This window comes from Rhodopseudomonas sp. AAP120, from assembly GCF_001295845.1.
GTDB lineage: Bacteria > Pseudomonadota > Alphaproteobacteria > Rhizobiales > Xanthobacteraceae > Rhodopseudomonas.
Map to the genome: position 1 here is coordinate 1 of NZ_LJIC01000167.1, position 16,227 is coordinate 16,227.

Sequence of the window (16,227 nt, forward strand, 5' to 3'; positions counted from 1 at the left end):
GGGGGGGGGGGGGGGGGGGGGGGGGCGTCACCGCGAGGCCGAGAGGCTCGGCTGAGCTGATACGCCCCCTCACCCGACCGCTTCGCGGTCGACCTCTCCCCGCGCGCGGGGAGAGGTAAGGGAGCCCCGTCTTGTCTCTTAGACCGCGCGCTTGAGCGCTTCGGCAAGATCGGTCTTCTCCCAGGAGAAGCCGCCGTCGGCGTCCGGGGTGCGGCCGAAATGGCCGTAGGACGAGGTGCGGGCGTAGATCGGCTTGTTGAGGTCGAGATGGGTGCGGATGCCGCGCGGCGTCAGGTCCATCGCCTCGGCGACCGCCTTCTCGAGCTTGTCTTCCGAGACCTTCCCGGTGCCGTGGGTGTCGATGTAGATCGACAGCGGCCGCGCCACACCGATGGCGTAAGCGAGCTGCAGGGTGCAGCGATCGGCCAGACCGGCCGCGACGATGTTCTTGGCGAGATAGCGCGACGCATAGGCGGCCGAGCGGTCGACCTTGGTCGGATCCTTGCCGGAGAACGCGCCGCCGCCGTGCGGGGCCGCGCCGCCGTAGGTGTCGACGATGATCTTGCGGCCGGTCAGGCCGGTGTCGCCGTCCGGACCGCCGATGAAGAACTTGCCGGTCGGGTTGATGTGCCAGATCGTCTTGTCGGAGATCCAGTCGGCCGGCAGCGCCTGGCGGACATACGGCTCGACACGCTCGCGGACCTGCTCGGAGGTCATGTCCTCGACCAGGTGCTGATGCGACACCACGATCTCGCGGACGCCGACCGGCTTGCCGTTCTCGTACTGGATGGTGACCTGGCTCTTGCTATCCGGGCCCAGCACCTTCTCCTTGCCGGAATGGCGGGCTTCGGAGATCAGCCGCAGGATCTTGTGGGCGTAGAAGATCGGGGCCGGCATCAGGTCGGGCGTCTCGTTGGTGGCGTAGCCGAACATGATGCCCTGGTCGCCGGCGCCCTCTTCCTTGTTGGTGCCGGGCTGCAGCGCGTCGACACCCTGGGCGATATCGGCCGACTGCGGATGCAGCAGGATCTCGATGTCGCAGGTGTTCCAGTGGAAGCCTTCCTGCTCGTAGCCGATGTCCTTGATGGCGGCGCGGACGACGCTCTCGATCTGGTCGTTGGTCACCGAGGAGGGGCCGCGGGTCTCGCCGGCGATCACCACCTTGTTGGTGGTCGCGAGCGTCTCGCAGGCGGCGCGAATCGCCCAGGGATCGATGCCGGCCTTGGGGCCTTCGCGGAAGAACAGATCTACGACTTCGTCGGAAATCCGGTCGCAAACCTTGTCCGGATGACCTTCCGACACCGACTCACTCGTGAACAGATAGGACGCACGCATCACCAACCCCTTATCCACCGGACCGACCGGCGGCGCTTTCGTGAATGATATCCCTGAAAAGTCAATCGCGTCGACGCGAGATGACGTAGGATTCGTCGTAAAACCAGAGCCCGCTGTGCTTGCGCAAAACCTCTCTGGTGGCTTCCAGATAGTGGCCGCCCTGGGTCGTTTCCGTCAGCCGGTCATCCTCGATTTGCGCGACATAGACCGCGGCATTCCAGGCTGCGAAGGCCGTCGAATTGCCGATCGACCCGGTGACCTCGTTTGGCAGCGCTTCCATATCATAACGGAAGATCGACCGGCTATCCGCATAAGCGTTAAAATTGAGGTCCCTCCCTGCTGATCCGAGTTCGTATTTGACCGCGCGCAACAGCTCGTGGCGGCTCACCGAGAACGGATTTTCGTCCGGCCAGACGGCCCGGACAATTTCCAGCCCCGGATCATGTCCGTGGGAGTGAATTCCGATCAGCCGCCCCCCGGCCCGCAGCGCCCGGGCCAGCGGCGCGATGATTCGCTTCGCCCGAAAGTTGACGCTCGATTTGGCCCGGTAAGGCTGCGAGGCGATGATCAGGTCGAAGTTCGCCTCGGTCCGTCCCGCCCGCGGGATGATCGAATCCAGCAGGAAGCGGTGATCTTCCCGGTACAGCACGATCGCCACCGGGCGCTCGTACACCGGCATCCCAGAGCGCGGGCTGACGGCGGCGCGCCAGTTCTCCTGCAGGAACGGCCCGAGTTCGGCGATCTGGGCCTCGAATTCGCCCGAGGAGCCCCCGCGCAGCGGCACCTCGTGCCAGATCATGCCGGCCGCCGCGGTCGGGGACGCCGGGGTCAGCCACGGCGCCTCGGCGTAGTACATGTTGGTGAAGACGAACACCGAGGCCGGATGCTCGAACAGCCGGTCCGCCACCTTGTCCAGCGTCAGGCGGAGATCCTCGAGGCTGAGTTCCTTGCCGGCGATGTAGAACGGCATATGCGGGAACCGGCCATGCATGGCCCGCAGCACCCGCGCCAGCACCGTCCCATCGCCGCAGCCGGCATCGAAGACGCGCAGCGCCGGCGGCCGCGGATGGATGCTGCCGAGCTCCAGCGCGACCCGATCCGCCACCACCCGCTTTTCGCTGCAGGTGTGAACGAACAGCAGATACTTCTGGCGATTCTCGAAGAACCGGAAATTGCTGCGCGGGTCGCGCCGCTCCGGCGGCACCACCAGGCCGCGCGGTGGCGGCGGCGTGCCGAGCCCAGCGGCCAGGAACGCCTCGATCCGTTCCAGCGTGTCGATGGTAATGCGCTTGCCCTCGCGCAGCCGCTGCACCAGCTTGCCGTCGTTGACGGCGCGGCGGCCGAACGTCGACTCGGCCATCCCCGCCTGGCGGCAGTAGTCGGAAATCCGGCTGAGGAGCTGGTCGTTCTTCATACGCCGCGGTGGGAAGATCGGGGTCAGTGGGAAGCCGCACCTTCACTTGCCCACCAGCGAAAAGCAACCCTGCTATCGAAAATTGGAACCCGTAAGGGTCGCCGCGGATATCCGGCTGTCATTTGGAAACTCCCCTGTTTCTGTTAAGAGGCCAGCACCCCGCGACCCGCCGGGGCGCCAAGAGACGAGTGTGCGATGCGAATAGCGATGATCGGAACCGGCTATGTGGGGCTGGTATCGGGGGCGTGCTTTGCCGATTTCGGCCATGACGTGACCTGCGTCGACAAAGACGCCGATAAGATCGCGGCGCTGCATCGCGGCCAGATCCCGATCTACGAGCCGGGGCTGGACGAGCTGGTGGCGGCCAATGTCAGGGCCGGCCGGCTCGGCTTCACCACCGACCTGACCGTCCCGGTGGGCGAAGCCGATGCGGTGTTCATCGCGGTGGGCACGCCGTCGCGGCGCGGCGATGGCCACGCCGACCTCAGCTACGTCTATGCGGCGGCCCGCGAGATCGGCGCGGCCCTAAAGGGCTTCACTGTCGTGGTCACCAAATCGACCGTGCCGGTCGGCACCGGCGACGAGGTCGAGCGGCTGATCCGCGAGACCAATCCGGACGCCGACACGGCGGTCGCCTCCAATCCGGAATTCCTACGCGAGGGCGCGGCGATCCGCGACTTCAAGTTCCCGGACCGCATCGTGATCGGCACCTCCGACGAGCGCGCCCGCAAGGTGCTGGGCGAGATCTACCGCCCGCTGTCGCTGAACCAGGGTCCGCTGATGTACACGGCGCGGCGCACCGCCGAACTGATCAAGTATGCCGCCAACGCGTTTCTGGCGACCAAGATCACCTTCATCAACGAGATGGCGGATCTGGCCGAGAAAGTCGGCGCCGACGTTCAGGACGTCGCCCGCGGCATCGGCATGGACAACCGTATCGGGAGCAAGTTTCTGCACGCCGGTCCCGGCTTCGGCGGCTCGTGCTTCCCGAAGGATACCCGCGCGATCGTGCAGACCGCGCACGACCACGACGTGCCGCTGCGCATCATCGAGGCGGTGCTCGCCGTCAACGACAACCGCAAGCGGGCGATGTCGCGGAAAGTGTCGCACGCGCTTGGCGGCAACATCCGCGGCAAGACCGTCGCGGTACTCGGACTGACCTTCAAGCCGGACACCGACGACATGCGCGACGCGCCGTCGATCCCGCTGATCACCGGGTTGATCGACATGGGCGCGGTGGTGCGTGCGTTCGATCCGGTCGGCATGACCCAGGCCAAGACCGAACTGCCCGACATCACCTATTGCGACGACGCTTACGATTGCGCGCAGGGCGCCGACGTCCTCGTCATCGTCACCGAGTGGGTGCAGTTCCGCGCGCTCGACCTCGCGCGTCTGAAGGGCGCGATGAAGCAGCCGGTGATCGTCGATCTGCGCAACGTGTACCGGCCCGAGCAGATGGCCGAATACGGCTTCAATTATCACAGCGTCGGACGGGGCTGAGCCGAGCGGCGGTGGCGCCGATAGCATCTACGCGCCGGGGCGCTGCCCGAGCGCGGGATGCGCCAGATAGGCCAGCAGCTTCATCTCGCGGCGGCCGCGGGTGACGGTGTCGAGCACCAGACCGGACGACGCCGCCAGCACGGCGACGATCATCAGGCTGGCCGACAGGATCGCGGTCGGAAACCGCGGCACCAGCCCGGTCTCGACAAAAGTGATGATCAGCGGGATGGCGAGGCCGACCGACAGCACGGCCAGTCCGATCGAGATCGCGCCGAAGAACCGCAGCGGCTTTTCCGAGCGATACAGCTTCAGGATGGTGCCGAGGATGCGGAAGCCATCACGCCAGGTGTTCAGCTTGCTGACCGAGCCTTCCGGCCGCTCGTAATACGGCGTCTCGATTTCCTTGACCGGCATCGCCAGTTCGAGCGCATGGACGCTGAGTTCGGTTTCGATCTCGAAGCCGTCCGACAGCACCGGGAACGTCTTCACGAAGCGCCGCGAGAACACCCGGTAGCCCGACAGGATGTCCTTGAAGGCCTGGCCGAACACCGCCGAGAGAAAACCGGTGAGCAGCCAATTGCCGGTGCGATGACCGGGCCGCCAGGCGCGCTGCGCCTGATCGATCCGCGCGCCCACTACCATGTCGAGATGCTCGGCCTGCAGCGCCGCGATCAGCTTCGGCGCGCTGGCGGCGTCATACGTCGCGTCGCCATCGACCAGCACATAGACGTCGGCATCGATGTCGGCGAACATCCGCCGCACCACCTGCCCCTTGCCCTGGCGGCGCTCGTGGCGGACCTCGGCGCCCGCATTTCGCGCGAACTCTGCGGTACGGTCGACGGAATTGTTATCATAGACGTAGATCGCGGCATCCGGCAGCGCTTCCCGGAAGTCGGCAACGACGCGGGCGACCGTCGCCTCTTCGTTGTAGCAAGGCACCAGCACCGCGACGCGCGGCGACGCGACCACGACCTGCGGGAATTCGCGCTCGGCGAAATCCTGCAGCGCCTGCGCCATCGAGGCGAGATCGCCGCGCAGCGGACGTCGGATCTCGGGCGCAGCGACCATGGCTGTCCTTAAGCAATCGTTAGGGATTGGACCCAGCGATGATAAGGACGCGGCGCTTAAGGAACCCTCAAGCCCGTCTGTGCCTCGCAGTCATTGCGAGAAGCAGCCGGATCAGCGCTGAGCGCCATCCGGGCACCGGCTCCGCGACGATGCAATCCAGCCCTACTCGGTTCTGGATTGCTCGCTGTGCGCGCAACGACGCAGAGGGCCTACTTCCCCCAGATTTCCTGCGCCACCTCGACGGCGAGGCGCAGCTTGTCCCACTGCTCCTGCTCGCTGAGGATGTTGCCTTCCTCGGTCGAGGCGAAGCCGCATTGCGGAGACACAGCGAGTTGCTCGAGCGGGGCGAACTTGGCGGCTTCTTCGAGACGGCGCTTGATGTCGTCCTTCTTCTCGAGCTCGCCGAACTTCGAGGTGATAACGCCGACCACCACGACCTTGTTGCCCTTGGGCAGGAAGCGCAGCGGCTCGAAGCCGCCCGCCCGCTCCGAATCGTATTCGAGGAAGTAGCCGTCGTAATTGATGCCGGCCAGCAGCGTCTCGGCCACCGGCTCGTAGCCGCCGGACGAAATCCAGGTCGAGCGGAAATTGCCGCGGCAGACATGCGTGGTGATCACCATGTCGGCGGGCCGCTCCGCGATCGCGTAGTTGATCACGCGGGCGTAGATCTGCTGCAGATTGTCCGGATCGTCGCCGCGGGCGCGGGCCTTCTCCAGTTCGTCCTGCGAGCACAGATAGGCCCAGACGGTGTCGTCGAACTGCAGATAGCGGCAGCCGGCGTCGTAGAACGCCTTGACGGCCTTGCGATAGGTCTTGGCGAGATCCTCGAAGAACACGTCGAGGTCCGGATAGACCTCCTTGGAGATCGCCTTGCGGCCGCCGCGGAAGTGCAGCACGGCCGGCGACGGGATCGTCATCTTCGGCGTCACATGGGCGATATCGGCGTGCTTCTTGAGGAAGCGGAAGTGATCGAGCATCGGATGATCATCGGGGAAGTCGAGCTTGCCGATGACGCGGATCGAGTCGTTGCGGGTCTGCACCCCGGCGAACTGGATGCCGGTGTCGGGATGGTAGAGCTCCGCGCCGGTCAGATGGCTGAGGAAGTCAAAGTGCCACCACGAGCGGCGGAATTCGCCGTCGGTGGCGAGCTTCAGTCCGATCGCCGACTGTTTGTGGACGACCTTCTCGATCTCCATGTCCTCGATCTTCTTCAGATCGGCGGCGGTGATCTCGCCCTTCTCCAGCTTGGCGCGCGCCTCCTTGATGCTTTGCGGGCGCAGCAGGCTGCCGACCTCGTCGGCGCGGAAGGGGGCTTTGGTTCTCTGCATCGTCTCACTCCCAGACAGGATCAGCTCTTGGTGGCAGCGGCGCCGGAGACGCCGAGATAGCGTTCGAGCGTGGCCGGATCGTCCTTCAGCGCCGCGCTGGGCGCCTCGTGAACGATCGTTCCGCGCTCCAATATCACAACGCGATCGGCGAGCCCGAGGATTTTTCGCGCATTCTGCTCGACCACGATCGAGCAGATGCCGCCCGACCGGGTGATCGCGCCGATCGCCACCAGCAGTTCGTCGACGATGATCGGCGCCAGGCCTTCGGTCGGTTCATCCAGCAGCAGCAACTTCGGATTGAGCGTCAGCGCCCGCCCGATCGCCAGCATCTGCTGCTCGCCGCCCGAGAGCTGGTTGCCGAAATTGCTGCGGCGTTCTTCCAGCCGCGGGAACATCTCGTAGATGCGCCCCACCGTCCACGGCCCCGGCCGCGCCACTGCGGTGAGGTTTTCCTCGACGGTCAGCGACTTGAAGATGTTGCGCTCCTGCGGCACCCAGCCGATCCCCGCGCGGGCGCGCTGGTCCGGCCGCAGCGTGGTGATGTCAAGGCCGCCGAGGCTGATCCGACCGGAGAACCGCCGCGTCACCCCGACGATCGAATTGATCAGCGTGGTCTTGCCGGTGCCGTTGCGGCCGAGCAGCGCCAGCACCTCGCCTTCCGGCAGCCGCAGCGACATCTCCGGCAGCACCACCGCCTCGCCATAGCCGGCGCGCAGTCTGTCGATGGCGAGCAGCTCAGACATGCGCATCCTCGCCGAGATACACCGCCTTGACCTGCGGATCGCGCGCGACCTCCTCGGGCGGGCCTTCGGTGAGCAGTCCGCCGGAGACCAGCACCGAGATGCGGTCGGCGAAGGAGAACACCAGATCCATGTCGTGCTCGATCAGCAGCACGGTGACCTCGCGCGGCAAATTCGCCACCGCGGCGAGAATGTCGTGGCGCTCGCTTTCCGGGACGCCGGCGGCGGGCTCGTCGAGCAGCAGCACGCGCGGCCGGGTGGCGATTGCGACCGCGATTTCCAGCAGCCGCTGCTTGCCGTAAGGCAGCCGGCCGGTCGGCTCATTCATCACGTCGAGCAGATGAAAGCGCGCCAGGTTCTCGGCGATCTCGTCGTTGATGTCGACGCGGGTGCCCATCCGCCGCCACCAGTCGCCGCCGTGGCCGGATCGTTCCGACACAGCGAGGCCGATGGTTTCGAGCGGCGTCAGATCGGCATAAAGCTGATTGATCTGGAAGGTGCGCGACAGCCCGCGCAGCACCCGCTTGTGCACCGCCATGTCGGTGATGTCCTGCCCCTCGAGCAGGATGCGGCCGCCGTTCGGCTTCAGCACGCCGGTGAGCTGATTGATCACCGTGGTCTTGCCGGCGCCGTTGGGGCCGATCAGCGCGTGGCGGGCGCCGGGCGCGATGTTGAGCGACAGATTGCGGGTGACGTGGAGGCCGCCGAAATGCTTGTCGAGGCCGATGGTCTGCAGCGCGTAGCTCATGCGGCGCCTCCGCTCGGCTTCGAGCCGGGCAGCAGCTTCGTCAGCCGGCGCGGCACGTACAGCACCCAGCGCTCCAGGCGCTCGCGGCCGATCAGCACGATCGTTACCAGCACCAGGCCGATCCAGAACAGCCAGTATTGCGGCGTGATCGTCGAAAAGATCTCCTGCAGGATCTTGAAGATCACCGCGCCGATCAGCCCGCCGTAGAGATACCCGGTGCCGCCGAGCACCAGCACCAGTACCAGATCGGCCGACCGCTCGAACGAGAACACGTCGAGCGAGGCGAGCTGCGTGGTCTGGGTGAACAGCGCGCCGGCGACGCCGGCGTAGAAGGCGCCGAGCGTATAGACCGCGACCAGGCGGCGGTTCACCGGAATGCCGACCGCGGCGGCGCGCAGCGGATTGTTGCGGATCGCGCGCAGGCTGAGGCCGAACGGCGAATGCACGATGCGGCGCGCCAGCAGGAACATCACGAACAGCACAACGACGCTGTACCAGAACCCGACTTTGCCAAAAATGTCGAACTCGAACACGCCGAGGATCGGCTGCATCACGATGCCCTGCAGGCCGTCGGTGCCGCCGGTGATGTTGGAGAAGCGTTCGGCCAGCGCTTCCATCAACAGCGCGATGCCGAGCGTCACCATCAATCGCGTCAGATCGACGCCGCGGATCACCAGGAAGCTGGTGGCGAAGCCGAGCACGGCGGCGGCGAGGCCGGCGACCAGCAGCGCCAGCACCGGCTCAGGCACGATCGCATGGAGTGCCATCAGCCCCGCCGCATAGGCACCGACGCCGAAGAACGCGGCGTGGCCGAGCGACACGATGCCCGCGTAGCCGAGGATCAGATCGAGCGACAGCGCGAACAGACCGATCCGCACGATGTCGGTCATGATCAGATAGCGCGACGGAAACAGGAAGCCGACCGCGATCAGTGCCAGCCAGAACACGAACTCGGCGGCGCGCCAGCGGGCGCTGCGGCGGGCGTGGAAGCCGACGTTTTCGGACGGGCCGGTCATGGCGTCACCGCGCGGCGGTGCGGCCGAACAGGCCGTTGGGGCGCCAGATCAGGATCACGATCATGATGGTGTAGATGATGAACGGGCCCATCTTCGGCAGATAGTACTTTCCCGCGACGTCGCCGATGCCGAGCAGCAGCGAGGCGAGGAACGGCCCGGTGATCGACGACGAACCGCCGACCGTCACCACGATCAGAAAGTAGATCATAAACTTGAGCGGGAAATACGGATCGAGCCCGAGGATCTCGGCGCTGAGCGCGCCGCCGAAGCCGGCCAGCCCGCAGCCGAACGCAAAGGTCAGCGCGAACACCTGCGGCACGTTGATGCCGAGGCCGGAGGCGACCCGCGGATCGTCGACCGCGGCGCGTAGCCGGCTGCCGAACCGCGTCTTCGCCAGGGTCAATTGCAGCGCGACGGTGAGCAGGCCGCAGATCACGATGATCATCAGCCGGTAGCGGCCGATGCCGACACCGAACAGGTCGATCTGTCCCTGCAGCACCTCGGGCAGCGTGATGAACACGCGCGACGAACCCATGATGAAATCGATCGCGGCGACCGACATGAAGACCAGGCCGACGCTGAACAGCACCTGATCGAGATGCGAGCGGTCGTAGAGGTGGCGATACAGCAGTCGCTCGAAAAGCGCGCCGACCAGCGCGCTGGCGAGGAAGGCGATCGGCAGCGCCGCGAAGAACGGCCAGCCCATCTTGTTGACCAGCACGGCGCAGACATAGCCGCCGGCCATCGCGAAGGCGCCGTGCGCAAGGTTGACGAAGTTCATCAGCCCCAGCGTGACCGCCAGCCCGCACGCCAGCACGAACAGCAACATGCCGTAGGCGACGCCGTCGAACAGGATGGTGAGGAAGGTCATCGAGCTTCAATCATCAGCGTTCGTCATTCCGAGATGCCTCCCGTCTTCGGGGGGCATCGGAAGGAGAGGAGAAGCCCTCATGCTGAGGAGACCCGCAGGGCCGTCTCGAAGCACGAGGGCTTCGGGCGTGAGGCCCATCCTTCGAGACGCCGGGCTTTGCTCAACGAGCAAAGCCCGGCTCCTCAGGATGAGGTCTCGCTTGTGGCTCAGTTACTTCTTCGTCTTGCCGGGGTCCTTCACGGCGTCGAATTTGGCGAACTCGACGTTGTAGAGTTCACCGTCGACCTTCTCGACCTTGCGGATATAGATGTCCTGGACGATGTCGCGTGTGTCGGGGTCGATCGAGATCGGGCCGCGCGGGCTTTCCCACTTCATGCCCTTCATTGCGGCAACCAGCGAGTCGCCGTCGGTCTTGCCGCCAGTCTTCTTCAGCGCCTCGTAGACCAGGTGGATGCCGTCATAGCCGCCGACCGCCATAAAGCCGGGCCGCTGGCCGAAATCCTTCTTGTAGTCGGCAACGAACTCCTTGTTCATCGCCGACGGATGCGCCGCCGAATACATGTGGGCGGTGACAACGCCGAGCGCGGCGTCGCCCATGCTGTTGAGCAGATCGTCGTCCATCACGTCGCCGGGGCCGATCACCTTGATGCCGCTCTTGTCGAGGCCACGCTCGGCGAACTGCTTCATGAAGTTGCCGCCCTGCCCGGCCGGCACGAACACGAACATCGCGTCGGGCTTGGCGTCCTTCATACGCTGCAGGAACGGCGCGAAGTCGGGATTGGCGAGCGGCACCTTGATCTCTTCGACGATCTGGCCGCCGCCGGCGGTGAAGTTCTCCTTGAACGAGGCCAGCGCGTCGTTGCCGGGCGCGTAGTCCGAGGTCAGCGTCGCGACCTTCTTGATGCCGTTCTTGGCGGCCCAGTCGCCGATGATGCTGGAGGACTGCGGCAGCGTGAACGAGGTGCGAACGATGTAGGGCGAACGCTCGGTGATGATCGAGGTGCCAGCCGCCATCACGATCTCCGGCACCTTGGCCTGGGTCGCGAGCGGCGCGGCGGCCAGCGCCGCCGGGGTGATGCCGAAGCCGGCGATCACATTGACCTTATCGTTGACGATCAGCTCCTGCGCCATCCGCTTGGTATTGTCCGGGATCGCCGCGTCGTCCTTGAGGATGATCTCGATCTTCTTGCCGGCGACGGTGGGGCCGTTCTTCTTCATGTACAGCTTGATCGCGTTGTCGATCTGCTTGCCGGTCGAGGCCTGGCCGCCAGTCATCGGCACGATCAGCCCGATCTTGAAGACGTCCTCGGCCTGCGCGGCGATCGGTGTGGCGGCTGCGACGGCGATACAGGCGGCCTGCAGCAGTGTGCGTCTGCCAATCAGCATGAGCGTTTCCTCTTGTCCCGGTTGGTCCGGGGTTTTGACCCCGTTGCCATTCTAGCCGAGGCGTCGCCGCGGAGTCATGCGGCGTTCGTCGACTTTGGATGGTGCTTGCGCACGATCTCGGCGCCCTGGTCGCGAGCGAGGACTGACCTGGTCGAGCTTCGATCGGCCGATTGGCCACATCATTGCCATGGAAACCGGGATGATGGTGCGATATCAGGTATGCCTTAGAAGGATAGCAGAAAGAACGCGCCGCGCGGTTGCGGCGGCTGCTATCCGGGCCTTCCTATCCGGCCGCCGGCGCCTCGGCCGACTAACCAGGACATCAAGATACCAATGCGAGCGAGTTCGTTGCGTCTATCGGTCGCGGCCCTTGTCGGTCTCTTGCTGAGCGGCCTCGGCGGCTGCGGCACCATCAATGAGAAGCTGACCGAGGGCATGGCCGACCACGTCCCGCAATGGGCCGGCGGACTACCGGCCAACGCCCCGCCGCGTCCGGGAACGGCCAAATACGAGGCCTACATGAAAGAGCAGGAGCGGCGCCGCAACATGCCGGCGGCGGAACGCGAGAAGCTCGAAGGCAGGGCCGACGGCGGAACGGCCGCGGCGACGGCTCCGGCCCGCTGAGCGAGAAAGGCCGGGCTCGGCCTTTGCTGCGCGCGGAGCGAAACCGCGCGGTGCGAGTTGACGCTGGCCCTCGCGCCAATCGGCCCGAGGCAAGCCTTCGGAGATGCTCATGCGCTGGTTGCTCGGCAGCCTCGTCGCCCTTTTCGTCTTGCTGGTGCTGTATCTCGGCTCGGCGCTGTGGTCGCTCGCCACGCTCGCCGACGCCGTCCGGACCGGCAACGGCGCGGCGGTGATCGAGCGCACCGACATAACCTCGCTGAAGCAATCGATCGCCGATCAGGTCGTAGGGGCCTATCTGGTCCGCATCGGCGAGACCCGCCAGGTCGGTTCGACCGAGCGGATGCTGATCCGGGCGGCCGGCGGCGGTGTCGCTGAGGCGATGATCGCCAAACTGCTGACCGCCGAGCGTCTGACCGAGATCCTGAAGACCGGGAAGATCCAAGGCGTTCAGGAACTGCCGCCAATCAGCGGATTGCCCCGGCTCGCCGATCTCGACACCGGAAATGCGCTGGCCATGCTACAGCGGCTCCGCTTCATCCAGCCGGCGGAGTTCGGCATCAGGCTGACCGACGCGACCGCCGACCGCTTCGGCGAAGCGCGGCTGCATTTCGCCGGCACCGGATGGAAGCTGTCCGGCCTCACCCTGCCAGCGGATGTCATCAACAACCTGGCGGCCTCGCTGCCGGCGAAGTAGCTCCGCCGCGCAGCAGGAACTGTCATGACCCCTGCGACCTGGCAGCGCCATCCTGTGGCGCGCGTGCAGCCAGCCTCAACGAGCCACTGAGAATGCTTACGGTCTGGCCAGGCGCAGCCAGACATCCGTTTAGTTAAACACCACCGTCTTGCGGCCGTTCAGGATCACGCGATCGTCGAGGTGATAGTGCATGGCGCGAGCCAGCACGCGGCGCTCGATGTCGCGGCCCTTGCGCACCAGATCAGCCGGCGTGTCGCGATGGCTGATGCGCTCGACGTCCTGATCGATGATCGGACCTTCGTCGAGCGCACTGGTGACGTAGTGCGCGGTGGCGCCGATCAGCTTGACGCCGCGGTCGAAGGCCTGGTGATACGGCTTGGCGCCCTTGAATCCGGGCAGAAACGAATGGTGGATGTTGATGCAGCGGCCGGCCAGACGCTGGGACATCTCGTCGGACAAAATCTGCATGTAGCGCGCCAGCACCACCAGATCGGTCTTGGTCTGCGCGATCAGCGCAGTGATGGCGGCTTCCTGCTGGCGCCGCGTCTCCTTGGTCACCGGCATATGATAGAATGGGATCTCGCCGAAGTCGAAGCCGCTGAAGGTCTCGCGCGGATGGTTAGAGACGATCGCGGTCGGGATCATCGGGAGTTCGCCGATCCGCCAGCGATACAGGATATCGGCCAGGCAGTGATCGGATTGCGACACCAGCAGCATGACGCGGCGCCGGGTCTCGCGGTCGCGCATGTGCCAGCCCATCGTGAACTTCACCGCGACCGCGCCGAAGCCGGTCCGCAGATCCGCCAGCGGCACCACCTTGCCGGCCGCGTTGAACACCACGCGCATGAAGAAATGCCCGCTTTCGGTGTCGTTATATTGCTGGGCGTCGAGAATGTTCTGGCCGTTCTCGAACAGAAACGTGGTGACCGCCGCGACGATTCCGGCGCGATCGGGGCAGGACAGGGTCAGCACATATTGGCGATGGGGCATGGCGATCTTGGTATCAGCGCGGGGCGCGCCGGAACTTCGGGTAAGCTCTGCTCTAGCACCGGCTCCGCCCTTGCGCCAATCCCGATCAAAGGCGCAAGATGATCGAAGCAAAGACGATCGGCAGGACACTGATGGCTGGGCGGCTCGACGGGTATCGCATCCTGATCCTGGAAACCCGGGAGGAAGCGCAGTTTTCCCGGCTGCTGACCGAACAGGGAGCACAGGTCCTGCAATGTCCGATGGTGGCGATCATCGACGCGCCGGACCCGGCGCCGGTCGCGGCATGGATCGACCGGCTGATCGCGCGCCCGTTCGACGACCTGGTGTTGACCACCGGTGAAGGACTGCGACGCCTGACCAAGCTGGCGCGCAGCCTCGGACGCGAGCCCGACTTCGTCGCGGCGGTCGGCCGCACCCGGCGCTTCGCCCGCGGCCCCAAGCCCGGCAAGGCGCTACGCGAGATCGGACTGGACGCCACCGTCACGACCGAAACTCCGACGTCCGAAGGCATCGTCGCGACGCTGGCGCGCTACGATCTCGGCGGCCGCGTCGTCGGGCTGCAACTCTACCCGGACAAGGATCACGCCGCCTTGATTGGCGCTATCGAGGCGCAGGGGGCAACCGTCGAAACGGTGCTGCCCTACGCATACGATCCGCGCGCCGCTGAAGACAATGTGATCAACGCCATCGATGAAATGGCAGGAGGCCGCGTCGATGCGATTGCGCTGACCAGCTCCAACCAGTTTCGGCGGCTGCTGGATGTGGCGCAAGCGCGCGGCTGCGAGGACCGCCTGCGTCAAGCTCTCCTGACAACCCCGATCGCGTCGGTCGGACCGGTGGTATCCGACGAACTCAAGCAGCACAGCTTGACGCCGGCCATCACGCCGCCGGACGGCGCCTTCTTCATGAAGCCGCTGATCAGCGCGATGAGTACGGCCCTCAGCAGCCGCACGCCAAGGCCCGCAGCAGCGTCCTGAGACGGTTACTGCGAGTGGCCCGATTTCGAGAAATGCCTGCGAACTGGGCACAGTTATGCGAGCTGTCCAGCATTCGGACGCGGCGCGCTCCCGCCGAAAAGTAAGGATGTTTTCGGAAGAACATCAAGCGCCGGGTTGAAACCGCTCTGTGATCTGCGCTAACACGCCAACAATACAAAAAAGCCCCTCGGGGATTTAGGGAGGAACCTGATGAAGCGATTTCTCGCAGCCGTCGCAATCGCGGCGCCGATGTTCACCTCGGCGGCGATCGCCCAGGAAACCGTGAAGATCGGATACATCGATCCGCTCTCGGGCGGCGGCGCCAGCGTCGGTGAAGGCGGCCTCAAGACCTTCCAGTACCTGGCTGACGAGCTCAACGCCAAGGGCGGCATCCTCGGCAAGAAGGTCGAGATCGTCCCGCTCGACAACAAGACCAATCCCCAGGAAAGCCTGATCCAGGCCCAGAAGGCGATCGACTCCGGCGTGCGTTACGTCACCCAGGGCAACGGCTCCTCGGTCGCGGGCGCGCTGTCGGACTTCCTGACCAAGTACAACGAGCGCAACCCCGGCAAGGAAGTGCTGTACTTCAACTACGCCGCGGTCGACCCGGTCCTGACCAACGAGAAGTGCAGCTTCTGGCATTTCCGCTGGGACGCGAACTCAGACATCAAGATGGAGGCGCTGACCAACTATATGAAGGACGTGCCGGCCATCAAGAAGGTCTACCTGATCAATCAGGACTATTCGTTCGGGCAGTCGGTTCGCACCCAGGCCCGCGCGATGCTGGCCAAGAAGCGTCCCGACATCCAGATCGTCGGTGACGAACTGCACCCGCTGCTGAAGATCTCCGATTTCGCCCCCTACGTCGCCAAGATCAAGGCGTCGGGCGCCGACACCGTCGTGACCGGCAATTGGGGCCAGGACATCGCGCTGCTGCTGAAGGCGGCGGCTGATGCCGGCCTCAAGGTGAGCTGGTACACCTACTATGCCGGCGGCGCCGGCGGTCCGACCGCGATCAAGCAGGCCGGCCTCGACCATCAGGTGTTCCAGATCACCGAAGGTTTCGCCAACGTCGAGCACAAGCCCTCGCAGGACTTCGAGAAGGCGTTCCGCGCCAAGGTCGATCTGAGCCTGTGGTATCCGCGTGCCGTCAACGAAATGCGGATGTTCGCGGCGGCCGCCGAAAAGGCCAAGTCGCTAGATCCGGTCAAGGTCGCCCACGCGCTCGAGGACATGAAGTTCGAAGTGCTCGACGGCGGCGAAGGCATCATGCGCAAGGACGACCACCAGTTCTTCCAGCCGATCTACATCTCCTCCTTCGGCACAATTCCCGCCGGCCAGTTCGACGAGGAAAAGACCGGCTGGGGCTGGAAGCAGGTCGCCAAGGTCGACACCGCCCAGACCATGCTGCCGACCACCTGCAAGATGGACCGGCCGTAAGGCTCGCGCGTCTCTCCTCCCTCTCCCCGCTTGCGGGGAGAGGGCCGGGGTGAGGGGGCGCCTCCACACGACGCAACGTCAGCGCTTTGTCGAGAC

Annotated in this window: 15 protein-coding genes; 5 read left to right on the forward strand and 10 right to left on the reverse strand. The window is 65.4% G+C overall.

Going from position 1 to position 16,227, the window contains the following annotated elements; genetic code table 11:
• Positions 1–138: 138 nt before the first annotated feature.
• Positions 139–1,335 (reverse strand): methionine adenosyltransferase, encoded by a 1,197-nt coding sequence (gene metK / locus IP86_RS23380; protein WP_054164846.1) that lies wholly within the window; start codon positions 1,333–1,335, stop codon positions 139–141.
• Positions 1,336–1,396: 61 nt separating this feature from the next.
• Positions 1,397–2,749, reverse strand: coding sequence for a hypothetical protein (locus IP86_RS23385; RefSeq protein WP_054164836.1), 1,353 nt, complete (start codon positions 2,747–2,749; stop codon positions 1,397–1,399).
• 195 nt (positions 2,750–2,944) lie between these two features.
• Between IP86_RS23385 and IP86_RS23390 the strand changes: the two genes are divergently transcribed.
• Complete coding sequence (locus tag IP86_RS23390) at positions 2,945–4,249, forward strand: UDP-glucose dehydrogenase family protein (protein ID WP_054164837.1); 1,305 nt, start codon at positions 2,945–2,947, stop codon at positions 4,247–4,249.
• A 27-nt stretch (positions 4,250–4,276) separates the two neighbouring features.
• Here IP86_RS23390 and IP86_RS23395 read toward each other — a convergent pair whose 3' ends face one another.
• The 7 genes from IP86_RS23395 to IP86_RS23425 form a co-directional block, all read right to left on the reverse strand.
• A complete protein-coding gene (locus IP86_RS23395) occupies positions 4,277–5,317 on the reverse strand; it encodes a glycosyltransferase family 2 protein (protein ID WP_082364224.1) in 1,041 nt (346 codons plus the stop codon).
• Positions 5,318–5,526: 209 nt separating this feature from the next.
• Positions 5,527–6,645: a cobalamin-independent methionine synthase II family protein gene (locus IP86_RS23400; protein WP_054164838.1), complete on the reverse strand. Its 1,119-nt coding sequence runs from the start codon at positions 6,643–6,645 to the stop codon at positions 5,527–5,529.
• A gap of 20 nt (positions 6,646–6,665) precedes the next feature.
• Positions 6,666–7,388: an ABC transporter ATP-binding protein gene (locus IP86_RS23405; RefSeq protein WP_054164848.1), complete on the reverse strand. Its 723-nt coding sequence runs from the start codon at positions 7,386–7,388 to the stop codon at positions 6,666–6,668.
• Positions 7,381–8,133 (reverse strand): ABC transporter ATP-binding protein, encoded by a 753-nt coding sequence (locus IP86_RS23410; RefSeq protein WP_054164839.1) that lies wholly within the window; start codon positions 8,131–8,133, stop codon positions 7,381–7,383. Before IP86_RS23410 ends, IP86_RS23405 begins: the two co-directional genes overlap by 8 nt.
• On the reverse strand, positions 8,130–9,149 hold the full coding sequence (locus tag IP86_RS23415) for a branched-chain amino acid ABC transporter permease (protein ID WP_054164840.1): 1,020 nt from the start codon (positions 9,147–9,149) through the stop codon (positions 8,130–8,132). The genes IP86_RS23410 and IP86_RS23415 overlap by 4 nt, the downstream gene beginning before the upstream one ends.
• Positions 9,150–9,153: 4 nt before the next feature.
• On the reverse strand, positions 9,154–10,020 hold the full coding sequence (locus tag IP86_RS23420) for a branched-chain amino acid ABC transporter permease (protein WP_054164841.1): 867 nt from the start codon (positions 10,018–10,020) through the stop codon (positions 9,154–9,156).
• Between the two features lie 210 nt (positions 10,021–10,230).
• The gene (locus IP86_RS23425; RefSeq protein ID WP_054164842.1) at positions 10,231–11,406 is read right to left on the reverse strand and encodes an ABC transporter substrate-binding protein; all 1,176 of its coding nucleotides are present in this window, start codon (positions 11,404–11,406) and stop codon (positions 10,231–10,233) included.
• Between the two features lie 333 nt (positions 11,407–11,739).
• Here IP86_RS23425 and IP86_RS23430 point away from each other — a divergent pair, with 333 nt between their 5' ends.
• The gene (locus tag IP86_RS23430) at positions 11,740–12,030 is read left to right on the forward strand and encodes a hypothetical protein (protein WP_156332604.1); all 291 of its coding nucleotides are present in this window, start codon (positions 11,740–11,742) and stop codon (positions 12,028–12,030) included.
• Between the two features lie 109 nt (positions 12,031–12,139).
• Positions 12,140–12,724 carry a DUF2939 domain-containing protein gene (locus tag IP86_RS23435; RefSeq protein ID WP_054164849.1) on the forward strand — a complete coding sequence of 195 codons (585 nt, stop codon included), beginning with the start codon at positions 12,140–12,142 and terminating at the stop codon, positions 12,722–12,724.
• A gap of 129 nt (positions 12,725–12,853) precedes the next feature.
• On the opposite strand, the gene purU is transcribed toward IP86_RS23435, so the two are convergent.
• Positions 12,854–13,714, reverse strand: a complete 861-nt coding sequence (gene purU, locus IP86_RS23440; RefSeq protein WP_054164844.1) for a formyltetrahydrofolate deformylase — start codon at positions 13,712–13,714, stop codon at positions 12,854–12,856.
• A 131-nt stretch (positions 13,715–13,845) separates the two neighbouring features.
• On the opposite strand from purU, the gene IP86_RS23445 reads away from it, so the two are divergent.
• Both IP86_RS23445 and IP86_RS23450 read left to right on the forward strand, forming a co-directional pair.
• Positions 13,846–14,691: a uroporphyrinogen-III synthase gene (locus tag IP86_RS23445; protein ID WP_054164850.1), complete on the forward strand. Its 846-nt coding sequence runs from the start codon at positions 13,846–13,848 to the stop codon at positions 14,689–14,691.
• 210 nt (positions 14,692–14,901) lie between these two features.
• Positions 14,902–16,131: a branched-chain amino acid ABC transporter substrate-binding protein gene (locus IP86_RS23450; protein ID WP_054164845.1), complete on the forward strand. Its 1,230-nt coding sequence runs from the start codon at positions 14,902–14,904 to the stop codon at positions 16,129–16,131.
• Positions 16,132–16,227: the final 96 nt, after the last annotated feature.